7 protein-coding genes are annotated in these 6,617 nt (G+C 71.4%); 3 read left to right on the top strand and 4 right to left on the bottom strand.

The genetic code is table 11. The features are described 5' to 3' along the window. The 3 genes from U4E84_RS15765 to U4E84_RS15755 form a co-directional block, all read left to right on the top strand. The coding region (locus U4E84_RS15765; protein ID WP_322533073.1) for a DUF5828 family protein at window positions 1-500 on the top strand (500 nt) is incomplete at its 5' end. 103 nt (window positions 501-603) lie between these two features. Beyond that, window positions 604-849, top strand: coding sequence for a hypothetical protein (locus tag U4E84_RS15760; protein WP_322533072.1), 246 nt, complete (start codon window positions 604-606; stop codon window positions 847-849). Between the two features lie 69 nt (window positions 850-918). Beyond that, window positions 919-1,296 carry a helix-turn-helix domain-containing protein gene (locus U4E84_RS15755; protein ID WP_322533071.1) on the top strand — a complete coding sequence of 126 codons (378 nt, stop codon included), beginning with the start codon at window positions 919-921 and terminating at the stop codon, window positions 1,294-1,296. 46 nt (window positions 1,297-1,342) lie between these two features. Here the strand turns inward: U4E84_RS15755 and U4E84_RS15750 are convergent, their stop codons facing one another. The 4 genes from U4E84_RS15750 to U4E84_RS15735 all read right to left on the bottom strand — a co-directional run. Beyond that, on the bottom strand, window positions 1,343-3,427 hold the full coding sequence (locus U4E84_RS15750; RefSeq protein WP_322533070.1) for a S9 family peptidase: 2,085 nt from the start codon (window positions 3,425-3,427) through the stop codon (window positions 1,343-1,345). A gap of 78 nt (window positions 3,428-3,505) precedes the next feature. Further along, window positions 3,506-4,114, bottom strand: coding sequence for an IMP cyclohydrolase (locus U4E84_RS15745; protein ID WP_322533069.1), 609 nt, complete (start codon window positions 4,112-4,114; stop codon window positions 3,506-3,508). 437 nt (window positions 4,115-4,551) lie between these two features. Continuing rightward, window positions 4,552-5,148: a KEOPS complex subunit Cgi121 gene (gene cgi121 / locus U4E84_RS15740; RefSeq protein WP_322533068.1), complete on the bottom strand. Its 597-nt coding sequence runs from the start codon at window positions 5,146-5,148 to the stop codon at window positions 4,552-4,554. Next, on the bottom strand, window positions 5,145-6,617 hold a 1,473-nt coding region (locus U4E84_RS15735), incomplete at its 5' end, for a helix-hairpin-helix domain-containing protein (RefSeq protein WP_322533067.1). The genes U4E84_RS15735 and cgi121, both read right to left, overlap by 4 nt.

Below are 6,617 nucleotides of genomic sequence, written 5' to 3'. Positions count from 1 at the left end.
AGGCGTCCGTCAACGAGGGCGAGGGCGAGCGGGCGGGAAAGTCCCCCGGAGACGACCTCCAGACGGCCAGCGAGAAGCTCACCGAGTCCTACGAGAAGGTCGAGGAGAACGACACGGAGAGCGCGATGGAGCGCTGGGGCGAGTCGGTCGAGCACGTCGCTCGCGCGGCCGACTCCGCGAGTCGGAAAGCGCTCCGGAAGGTGGAAGACACCGTCTACCAGAAGGTGATGACCCAGATGGCGCCGTACTACTTCGACAACGAGCTCGTCAGCGCCAACATCCAGGAGGTCGGCCGCGGCGAGAACGGCGAGACGTTCGAGTTTGAGGTGAACGTGAACGACGACGAGCTGAAAGCCGAGGTGAGCGACATCCTCGCCGAGTACGAGTCCGAGATCGACCGCTGGCACGTCGAGACCGAAAAGCGGACCGAGGACGTCGCGGCCGCCGAGGGCGTCGAGCCGCCGGAGGAGGAGGGCGGCCCGGACTCGACGACGACGTGACGGGATCGAGCCGAGCGACGGCGTCGGTCCCGCGTCCGACGCCGGTGTCGGGCGCGGCGTGCACACGCGTGGATTTAATTCGGCGAGTCACGAACACCGTCCAATGACCGAGGTACTCCGGATCGAGGCCGGCGAGCTGTCGCCCGACGAGATCATCGACGCGCTCAACGCGGGGAGCCGGATCCTCGTCGACGTCGAGGTCGCCGGCGGCCGCCACGAGGTGGTGCTCCGCTACGACGGGGAGACGTACCACTGCGACACGCCGACGAACCTCCACCGACACGCCGAGGAGGCGGAGATGCGGAGCTGTATCGACCGGATGGGATACGCCGCGGGCCACGACGAGTGACGCGGCGCTCCTCGACCGGCCCCCGCCGTTGATGACGACTTTTAACCCGACCGCAGTCGAACGACGCTCATGAGCGACCCCGAGATCGAAGACCTCGTCGGCGACGTGTCTCCGTCCTTCGAGCACGTGCTCTCCTGCGTGTTCGGCATTCAGGACCACGAGAGCCGCACGTACCTGACGCTGCTCGACCACCCGGGGAGCACCGTCGCCGAGCTCGCGGAGGTCCTCGACCGGGACCGGTCGAACGTGAACCGCTCGCTGTCGACGCTGCGCGAGAAGGGGCTCGTCGAGCGCCGTCGCCGGCTGCTCGACTCGGGCGGCTACGTGTACCAGTACACCGCGATCCCGGTGCCGGAGGCGAAAGACCGCCTCCAGGAGGCGCTCGACGAGTGGGTCGAGGGCGTCCACGCGGCGATAGACGCGTTCGACCCGAACGACCGCGAGTGAGCGTCCGCCTCTCGTTCCCGCCGCTGGATCGCTCCGTCTCCTCCTCTTACTCTTCCTCCCCGTCGCTCCCGGCACTCAGCCCCTCGTTTTCGGGGCGGTCGAGCGCTCGCGGGGCGTCGTGGTGCTCGGAGTAGCCGTCGAACCAACGGACGATCCGCTCGATGCGGTCGACGACGTGCCCGGGCTCGCCCGAGCGGGAGAGCTCGTGGCCCTCGCGCGGGTAGCGCACGAACCGGGTGTCGACGCCGTTCTTCCTGAGGAGCCGGTGGTACAGCTCCGCCGTGCAGATCGGGGTCCGGGTGTCGTCCTCGGAGTGAACGAGCAGCGTCGGCGTGTCGACGGCGTCGACGTGCCCGGCCGGCGACTGCTCCCACAGCCACGCCGCGTTCTCTCTGGGATCGGTGTCGAAGTCCCCCTCGACGAGCTTGTACGCCTTGTCCGTCGAGCCGTAGAAGCCGGTGTGGTCGTACACGCCGCGCTGGGAGACGGCCGCGCGGAAGTAGTCCGTCTGTCCCACCGCCCACGCCGTCATGAACCCGCCGAAGGAGCCGCCGGTGACGAAGGCGTTCGCCTCGTCGACGTACGGGCGCGCGGCGACCGTCTCCACGCCGGCCATCACGTCCGCGAGGGTGACCGCCCCCCAGTCGCGCTCGATCGCCTGCATGTGCGCCTCCCCGTAGCCGGTCGAGCCGCGCGGGTTCGACCAGAAGACGACGTACCCTCGGGCGGCCAGCGCCTGGAACTCGTGCCACATCGTTCCCGACGTCGACCACATGGCGTGGGGACCCCCGTGGATCTCGACCGCGAGGGGATACTCGCGCTCCGCCTCGAAGTCCGGCGGCGTCAGCACCCACCCTTGGATCTCCGCGCCGTCCGACTCGAACCGGACCTCCTCGGGCTCTCCGACGGCGCGCTCCGAGAGGTAGTCGGCGTTCAGCTCGGTCAATCGCGTCGTCTCGCCGCTCCACGCGTCGTGCGCGAAGACGTCGCCCGGGTGGTCCCACTCGCTGGCGGCGAAGGCGACGGTCACCTCGCCGGGACCCGCGCCCCCGGCGCCGCCGACGGTCGCGCCCGAGACGGTCCCCGGGCGGAGGAGTCGCCCGGGGCCCGCGCTTCCGTCGGCCGGGACGTGCCACAGCGCGGTCTTCCCCTCGTCGGGCGTCGCGAAGTACAGCGTCTCGTCGTCGGGACCCCACTGCGGGGACGCCTCGTGACCGAGTCCCCGGTCAAGGTCTCCCGTGAGGTCGGCGACGGCACCCGTCTCGCGGTCGAGGACCCGCAGGTTCTTCTGCTGCATCGACGTCCGCTCGGGGGCGGCGTGGGTGAACGCCACCAGGCCGTCGGCGGTCGCCGCGATCGCCGCGCCCCACCCCGTCGTGGTGTGGACGCGTTCGCGCTCCCCGTCGGCGAGGTCGTACGCGTGGATAGCGGTCTCGACCGAGTCGTCGGGGTCGTCGCCGACCGCCTCGGTGACGTAGAGGGTGTCCGCGTCGCCCCAGTCGGGCGCGGCGAAGTCGGCGTCGCGGTCGGTCACTCGCTCGACGCCCGCGGCGGGGTCCGGCGCCGCCGCGCCGTCGACCGCCGCGTCCGCGTCGACGACGTACACGCCCGGCCGTCGCCCGTCGAAGTAGCGCTGGCCGGAGCGGTACACCGTTCGGTCGATCACGCGCGGGTCGGGGTGGTCGTCCGGCTCGTACTCCTCGGGGACGGACAGGTCGCGGCCCTCCTCGCGGTCCTCTGCCGTCACCGACTGCACGAAGGCGAGCCGCTCGCCGTCGGGCGCCCACGCGATTTCGGAGACGCCGCCGACGACGTCGGTGACCCGCCGGGCCTCGCCGCCGTCGATCGGGAGCACCCACAGCTGCTGTCGGTCGTCGTCGGCCCCGCGCGTCGAGGTGAACGCGATCCGGTCGCCGGACGGGCTCCAGCGCGGCTCCGCGTCGGAGCCCTCGGCGAGGGTGAGCCTGCGGGGGTCGCCGCCCGCGACGTCGACGAGGTACACCGTCGACTCGGTGTGCTCGTCGTCGGTCGGCTGCCGTCGCAGGAAGGCGACCCGGTCCCCGTCGGGTGAGATCCGTGGGTCGGCGGGCGTCGCGATGTCGTGGTAGTCGGCCGCGGTGACGCGCTCCATGGGGGGCGGTCGACCGCCGCGGGCAAAAGGCGTCGGGAGCCGGAAAGGGGCGGCCGGGACGACGGCGGTTCCGCCTCCCTACTCGTCGCCGTTGTCGTACGCCAGCGTCGCGCCGTCGCCGTCGACGGTCGCGCCCGCGGCGCAGACGGGGTGTTCGAAGTCGGCGTCGAGGAGCTCCGCCGCGGCCGCGCCCGCGTCCGGCTCCTCGGCGTCGGCCGCGACGAGGGGATACGGCTCGGGGCTGTCGGTCTCGTAGGTGGCGACGATCGTCGGCTCGTCGACGGCCTCGACGAGCAGGGCGTCGCGGCGGACGACCCCGATCGTCGCCGTCTCCGCGCCCACGACGCCGGCGATCCGCGGCGTGTCGTAGTCGTCCTTCTCGAAGTCGAGCGCGAGAAGGGGGGTCGCCAGCGCGTCGCGCGCGGGATACCCGAGCTCCAGCTTCTCCGCGATCGGGTCGACGTGCGAGCCGTTGCCGACGACCGCCAGCGGCTCGTCGCCCGGCGTCCGGACGGCGCGCGCGCAGTTGTACGAGACGTACGGGTTGTCCGTCTCGGGGGCGTCCGGCGTCGGTCCCACCGTGAGGGTTCCGTCGCGGTCGAGCACGCGGCGGTCGGGGAACGAGCGAGAGGAGACGCGGTAGGCGCCGACTCCGGGGGCGACGACGACGAATCGTCCGACGTACATACAGCTTCGTGGCTATTCGGACGGCTAAAACGCATCGATATAGGCACGTTCGTCGATCGGACCCGGTCGCGGTCGGGAGTCGACGATCGTCGGCTCCGCGCCCTCTCCTCACCGTCGTCCACCCACGTCTGTGAACGCGTGACAGAGGGCCGGCGACGCGCAACGCTTACAAACACGCACAGGCTACCGGTCGTTGCGCACAGTCCATTGGGGTAGTGGCCAATCCTGTTGCCTTCTGGGGGCAACGACCCTGGTTCGAATCCAGGATGGACTATTCTCGCGGTTCGCTCTCGGCGCAATGACCCGCCTCCTCGGCGGGAATCGTTTCGCCTGGATCGCCTCGTTCGGGTCGGCGACTCATTTCGCTTGGAACTATATCCTACCCGAGTACTGCGGTTTCCAGTGGAAACAATGGGGTTGGCGGCTCTGATCCCTACTCACTTCTCGACGTCGAGGAGCGCGACGCGCTCGCGAACGACGTCTTCGAGGCCGCCGGCGGTCGCCGCGAGCTCTGCGTCCGAGACGCCGTAGAACTCGCGGACCCGTTCCGCGTCGAACTGGGCGGTGGCGTCCGCAGCGGCCGTCAGCTCCTCGATTGCCGCGACTGTCGCGCCCAGGTCCGCGGCGGGTCGGTCCGCGCCGGCAACCTCGCCGAAGTCGGCGGCGAGCACGACCGCGCGCTGTTCGCCCTCCGCGACGCCGAGCGTCAGCGCGCGGTCGATCTGCCGGCGCCCGGCCGCGTACAGCAGGATCTCGACGCCCGGATCGCGCGCGACGGCCTCGCCGCGAGCGATGGCTCGGGCGGCGAGGTGGGTCGCCGCGCGGAGGTGGTCGTCGGAGACGACGAGGTCGGCGTCGAACGCCTGGACGACCGCCCCGGTCTCGGCGGCGATCTCGTCGAGCCGGAAGAGGAAGCTATCGAGGTCGTCGATGACGACGGTCCCGCGGACGAGGCGGTGGGACGGGGTCTGGGGATCGGGGGGGTCGTCGTCGCCACCGACGTCGTCGCTGGACCCTCTGTCCCCGTCGCTCACTCGAAATCACCCAGGCTCGCCTGCCCGTCGCCGCTCCCATCGCTCGCGGAGCCGGCGGTCGCCGCCGCCGACGCCGACCTGTCCGGCCGCACGTCGTCCATCGACGGGTCCTCGCGTCCCGCGTGTTCGAGGATCCGCTCGGCGGTGCGCTCGCGGCCGCGGAGCGCGCCCAGCACGACCGCCTTGTCGGCCTCACGGAGGTCGGCGCGGGTCTCGACGCCGGCCTCGTACAGCCGCCGGGCGCGTTTCCGGCCGACGTTGCGGACGCCGGCCAGGTCCAGCAGCTCCTCGCGGACGCCGTACTCGATCCGCTTTCGCGCCTCGCGGACCGCGACGACGACGTCGCCGTCGACGCCCTCCACGTCGCGCGCGAGGGTCTCGGCCGCGCGCAGCAGCCACTCGGCGGTGTCGACCTTCCCGCGGATGTCGCCGGGGCCGACGCCGTATCGCTCCGCGATGCGGTCCTCGTCGACCTCGTTCGTCCAGTCCTCCAGGAGGCGGGCCGTCTTCAGCGACGCGAGCCAGTCCTCGAAGCGCACGTCCTCGTACTCGGAGGGCACGTCGCCGAGGAACTCGCCCTCGCGCTCGTAGCAGAGCTCGGTGTACGTCTCGCGGTCTCCGGACTTTAGGTAGAGCTCGTACATGTCGGGAGTGCGACTGACGAGGTGGTAGAGGCCCAGCGGGGTGACCTCGGACGAGGAGCCGCCGGCGTCGCTCTCGGCGGTATCGCTCCCGGAGCCCGCCTCGTCACCCTCCTCGCCGACCCGCGTGTACGTCCCGAACCCGGGCTCGTCGCCGTCGTCGGCTGCGGTCCTGACGAACTCGCCGGCGTCGGCGTCCGTCGCACCCATGTTCCCGCCGTCGCGTCCGGCCGATCGGAGCCCGTCGATCATCTCGGCCGCGCTCATCGGGTCGAGGTAGAGCCGCGAGACGGTGTGTCCGATCCCGGTGGCGGTCAGGCTCTCGCTCCCGCCGTCGCGGTCGCGGTCGACGAAGTCGTTGACGGCGAGGTAGTCGAGAACGGTGTCGGTGACGGCCGCCAGCCGCCCCTCGTCGTCGGTCTGTGTCGCGTAGAGGGTGTTATCGAGGAACGAGAGGAGCCCGTCGCGGGTGGAGGCGAACCCGGAGGCGACCGTCGCGAGCACGTGGGTCCGGAGCGCGGGCTCGGCGGCGAGCTTCGAGCGGACCGGCTCGGGGCCGGCCCAGAGGTACCGCTCGAACAGCTCTTCTTTCGTGTCGGCGTCGCTCGCGAGCAGCACCGCCTCGCCGTACGGGTCGAGCCCGGGGCGTCCGGCGCGGCCGCACATCTGATGGACCTCCAGCACGTCGAGGGGTTTCATCCCGCCGAACTCCCCGTCGTAGCGGCGCCAGTCGCGGACGACCACCCGTCGGGCGGGGGTGTTGACGCCGGCGGCGAGCGTCGGCGTCGCGGAGATGCACTTGATCAGGCGGTCGCGGAACGCGTCCTC

It is taken from the genome of Halorubrum sp. AD140, from assembly GCF_034497445.1.
Classification (GTDB): domain Archaea; phylum Halobacteriota; class Halobacteria; order Halobacteriales; family Haloferacaceae; genus Halorubrum.
This window is presented reverse-complemented; position numbering and strand designations above follow the sequence as displayed.

Bases quoted from the DNA above. Each gene is read 5' to 3' on its own strand.
- U4E84_RS15750 (WP_322533070.1), bottom strand. From the start codon at position 3,427: ATGGAGCGCGTCACCGCGGCCGACTACCACGACATCGCGACGCCCGCC.
- U4E84_RS15745 (WP_322533069.1), bottom strand. From the start codon at position 4,114: ATGTACGTCGGACGATTCGTCGTCGTCGCCCCCGGAGTCGGCGCCTAC.
- U4E84_RS15760 (WP_322533072.1), top strand. From the start codon at position 604: ATGACCGAGGTACTCCGGATCGAGGCCGGCGAGCTGTCGCCCGACGAG.
- U4E84_RS15755 (WP_322533071.1), top strand. From the start codon at position 919: ATGAGCGACCCCGAGATCGAAGACCTCGTCGGCGACGTGTCTCCGTCC.